Here is a 3,749-nt window from a genome sequence, read left to right on the forward strand (position 1 = left end):
GCTCACGGGTCTCGGTGTCGTACTTCCTCGGTGCTGGCATGATTTCATTCTCCTGGTTCAATCAGGAGTCTCCACCCGACCCAGGACAGTTCACAATCGGGCCGCCTTGGCGTGCAGCAGCTGGCCTTCGGCCTGCAGGCGGGCCAGTTTGATTCCGAGGCCGCGGTCGTCGTAGGTGAAGCCCCGGTAGTCCGACACCAGCCCGTCCGGGTGGTCGGCGGTGGTGGCGGCGGCACCGAGCGTGGACGGGGACCAGTCGACCCCCACCGCCACGGTCGCCGAGTTCGGGTCGTCTGCCGGGACGAGTTCGGTCGCGGCGCACCGCCACAGCAGACCCCGGCGGTCGAGGACCAGGGTCGGCAGATGCCAGTCGGTGATCGTTCTGCCGTGCAGGTGCGCGGGGATGGCGGCGGTCAGGCGCACTCGCCGCCACTGCGCCCGCCCCGCCGGGGCCGGGCCGGTGGGCAGCTTCACCGTCAACACCACCTCACGCTCTGTCACGGTGATCTGCGCGAGCTGCCGATCGGCGGCCGACAGTCCGGCCATCGCGCTCGTCTGCGGCGGACCCTGCACGTCGGTGATCCGCAACCGGCCGGCCGGTGCCGCGCCACCGCGGCGGGAGCGGGCGACGAGCTGACGCAGTACGCCCCGAGCGAAACCCGGCGGCACAGCGTCGCCCGGCTCGGTGGGTGCGGTCAGACGACCGGTGGCCGGGTCGAATCGGGCCGACAGCGCCCCAATCGCGGTGTCCCGGTAGGCGAGGGTCCGCAGGGTGGCCATCACCTGCGCGGTCACCACCCTGCTCACCCTCGACGGCACATAGACCGCGTCCGGGTAGTGCGGGTCCCAGCCCAGGCGGGCCGCGGCGACATGACCCTGAGCGGGCAGCCTGCGGTCCTGCCGGTCACGACCGGCGGCGAGCACATCGAACGTCGCCGGCTGCCACAGCCGCGACGCCAACTCGGCGCCGGCCGCGGTGACCAGGTTCAGGAGCCACCCCACCCGGGTGTCGACGTCGTCGAGTCCGATCGGCTCGCCGGTCGCGTCGTCGACCGCCGCATGGGCGCGGGTGGTGAACGCGAACTGCCGTGGCACTGCCGATCCCGGCTCGGTCATGCCGGCCGACCAGGAACCAGGTACAGCCGAACTGACCGGGTCTCATCCGTTCCCCGAGAAAACCCGCGATCGCCCCAGAAGCTCACCGGTTACCCCGTTCCCAACCGTGCCGCGGCATCGCCCCGAAGCCGGTGGTATTTCTGTGTCGACCGCCGCCGATACAACCGGCCGGACAACGATGCCAGCCGTGCCATGACGTCATCCATCAACTCCTCCACCAGCGATGTGCCGCCCCTTGTCTCGCAGGACCTCGACTGTAACGCCGACCTCCGACAAGAACCGCTCGATCCGCGCCACCGTACGACCGGGCCAATCGATCTCGCCACACCACCAGCACCACCGTGAACCGACCCTCGGCCGCGGCGTCGAGCATCGGCCCAACCCCGCCCGCTGCCCCCGCCGACTCGAACCGCGATCCTTGCGGACCCTCGCTTCATCTCACCAGTAGCGCTCTCCTGCAACATCTTTTCCCGATCGGCTGGCGACGCCTCTTGCCCTGTCGAGCCCGCCAACCGGCAATACACTGCCTCCACCCGCTCGAGAGTCGCCCTCCGCACACACCGATGCAGGCCTGCGCCTATAGGAGTCGAGGTCCGCGCGGTCAAGAATTCGGTGACCCGAACCGGTGCGCCGAGAAGGCAACCGGCCCTCCGATGCCGCCTCGCGAACCCCAACCACCGACGTGCCCAAGTATTCCGCGGCCTCACCAATTCACACCGGCGGACAGTGTCAGAACCTATTGCAGTAACTAGTTACTAGTGTTAGATATATCGGCAACAGTTGAAGCCCGAGGCGCAGACCCTCGGTGTGCATGACGGTCAGGTCGTAGGAGGCGTTGAACGCGACGACGGCATGGTCGCGGGTCCACGCGTCGTGCAGGGCCTCGCGGATCTCCCCGTACCCGGTGGCGTAGTCCTGCCCGTGGGCCCGGGCGTACTCCGTGGAGATTCCGTGCACGTCCGACGCGCCCTGCGGGATGGCGACCTCCGGGTCGAGTAGCCAGGTTCGCGACTCGAAGTGGTGAGCGTCGACGATGGCGATACACGCGGAGACGATGCGGGCATCGGTGGGGTCGGGCCCCGTCGTCTCCAGGTCGAACGCGCAGATCGGTCTGTCCGACCAGCTGGTCATGGGGGCCTCTCGGTGGTGATTCGGTGCCCGCCCAGTATCTGCCGCGGCAGGCGTCGGATCCGGGACCGACACGGCGGGGATCCCAGGTTGTCGTGGCCGGTCGCCGGGGGTATCGTGTCCTCCGGTCTGCAGTTCACCGGGGTCGTGAACTGCCTTTTCGAGAGAGCAAGGAGGTGTGGCATCCGATGAGAAGCCAACCTCCGAGTACCAACTGAAACCGTTCCACCGGTAGGTGCGCGGTTTCACGGTCCGTGTTCCTCAGCGCCGTTCCGCGCTGCCCACTTTCCCTCGAAAGCCCCGTGTCATGCCTCAGCTGCGTCCGATCCGTTCCCTCCTCCCCAGCCGTTCCGCCGGTCTGTCCGATGCCGACGCCGGTCACGTGGCGACCCGCAGGCCCGTCGAACCGACGCCTGCCGAGGAAACGGTGGTCAACAGCGCCGTCTACCGCGACGGCCGGAAGACAGCCACCCCGGCCACACTGTCGGAGGCACTCGCGAGCCTGCCGGATGCGTCGTCGATGGCGTGGATCGGGATGTACCGCCCGAACGACGCCCAGTTGTACGCGGCAGCAAAGCAATTCGACCTGCACGAGCTGGCCGTCGAAGACGCGATCGTCGCCCACCAGCGGCCCAAGCTGGAGCGTTACGGCAAGACATTGTTCGTGGTCCTGCGCGCCGCGCGCTACTGCGACGAGACCGAGCGCGTCGAATTCGGTGAGCTGCACGTCTTCTGCGGTCCGACGTTCGTGCTCACGGTCCGGCACAGCGAATCCCCCGACCTGTCGGCGGTCCGCCGGCGGATGGAGAGCAACCCGGACCTGCTCCGGCTCGGACCCGAGGCCGTCCTCTACGCCATCCTCGACGCCGTGGTCGACGGGTATGCGCCGGTGGTGGCCGGACTGCAGAACGACATCGACGAGATCGAGACCGAGGTGTTCAGCGGAGCGCCCGGGGTGTCGCGGCGCATCTACGAACTCACCCGCGAGGTCATCGAATTCCAGAGGGCCACAAGGCCGCTACTCGGGATGCTGCGCGGATTGTCGGCGGGATTCGAGAAGTACAACACCGACGAGGAATTGCAGCGGTACCTGCGTGACGTCACCGACCACGCCACGGTGGTCGTGGAGCGCGCGGACAATTTCCGCCAGCTGCTCGGGAACATCCTCACCGTCAACGCCACCCTGGTGTCGCAGGAGCAGAACGAGGAGATGCGCAACCTGACCCAGGCCAGCTATGCGCAGAACGAGGAGATCAAGAAGGTGTCGGCGTGGGCGGCGATCCTCTTCGCGCCCACCCTGATCGGGACGGTCTACGGCATGAACTTCGACCACATGCCCGAACTGCACTGGGCCGGTGGGTATCCGTTCGCCCTGTCGCTGATGATGCTCACCTGCGCCGGCCTGTACACGATCTTCAAACGCCGCGGCTGGTTGTGAGCGAGGCCGGCTGCGGGCACTGCCCCCCGCCCGCCGGTGCCACCGCGCCCACTTACGGGACACAGAC

The 3,749-nt window shown here is 68.0% G+C and carries 2 protein-coding genes and 2 pseudogenes; 1 reads left to right on the top strand and 3 read right to left on the bottom strand.

The window, feature by feature from the left end:
- Positions 1 to 93: 93 nt before the first annotated feature.
- The 3 genes and pseudogenes from ACFWAY_RS53170 to ACFWAY_RS53180 all read right to left on the bottom strand — a co-directional run.
- Positions 94 to 1,116, bottom strand: a pseudogene (locus ACFWAY_RS53170) (transposase); the annotation flags it as partial.
- A 438-nt stretch (positions 1,117 to 1,554) separates the two neighbouring features.
- On the bottom strand, positions 1,555 to 1,794 hold the full coding sequence (locus ACFWAY_RS53175; RefSeq protein WP_378516460.1) for a hypothetical protein: 240 nt from the start codon (positions 1,792 to 1,794) through the stop codon (positions 1,555 to 1,557).
- A gap of 105 nt (positions 1,795 to 1,899) precedes the next feature.
- Positions 1,900 to 2,247 (bottom strand): annotated as a pseudogene (locus ACFWAY_RS53180) (exonuclease domain-containing protein); the annotation flags it as partial.
- 304 nt (positions 2,248 to 2,551) lie between these two features.
- Here ACFWAY_RS53180 and ACFWAY_RS53185 point away from each other — a divergent pair.
- Complete coding sequence (locus tag ACFWAY_RS53185) at positions 2,552 to 3,682, top strand: magnesium and cobalt transport protein CorA (RefSeq protein WP_378453268.1); 1,131 nt, start codon at positions 2,552 to 2,554, stop codon at positions 3,680 to 3,682.
- Positions 3,683 to 3,749: the final 67 nt, after the last annotated feature.

The sequence above is a fragment of the Rhodococcus sp. NPDC059968 genome, from assembly GCF_042738615.1.
In the GTDB taxonomy this organism is placed as follows: domain Bacteria; phylum Actinomycetota; class Actinomycetes; order Mycobacteriales; family Mycobacteriaceae; genus Rhodococcus_F.